This is a genomic window from Lactobacillus sp. C449L, assembly GCF_059900815.1.
The window spans coordinates 1-604 of sequence record NZ_JBWXGA010000052.1 but is presented as its reverse complement, the minus strand read 5'-3'; the positions used below and the strand labels follow the sequence as shown (position 1 = coordinate 604).

Below are 604 nucleotides of genomic sequence, written 5' to 3'. Positions count from 1 at the left end.
GAAGCGGTTCGCATGCAGCGCGCAGTCGCCGACCGCATGGACGTGGGGCAGGCTCGTGCGGCACCGGCCGTCCACCTCCACCCCGTTCGGGCAGCGCGCGCCCGCCGCCGCGAGCGGGGCGACGGCGGGGACGATGCCGATGCCGACGATCACCATGTCGGCGGGCAGCACCTGCCCGTCCGCCAGCCGCACCCCGGTCGCGCGGCCCTCCGCCTCCTCGATGCAGTCGACGGCCGCGCCCAGGTCGTTGGTCCCGGTGATCCGGATCACGACATTGGCGATGCCGGTCGTCTCGCTGGGGTCGAGCGTCGCATTGGCGTTGAGGTCGAGGAACACCCGGCCCGACAGGCTGGAAGTCGGAATCTCGCCGAAGTTGCGCCCGGTCAGCGCCTGGTTCGGGGCGAGCACGCCAACCACTATGTCCTCAGGAGCGGCGCGTCCGGCGGAATTGGGGACGACATCCCCAGCGCCGCCGCCATTGCTGTCCAGGCCGTCCGAAAGGCCGTTAGGCTGCACGATCTGCGTGACCGTGTATCCGGTCTGGTCCGAAGGCGGCAGGTCGTCGAACAGATAGCTGCCGTCGGCGTCGACCACGGCCGTCAGG

Annotated in this window: 1 protein-coding gene; it reads right to left on the bottom strand. The window is 71.0% G+C overall.

Annotated elements, in window-relative coordinates:
* Positions 1-604 (bottom strand): FAD-dependent oxidoreductase (locus AC2JF9_RS08220; RefSeq protein ID WP_500726819.1); only part of this gene is annotated, 604 nt, incomplete at both ends.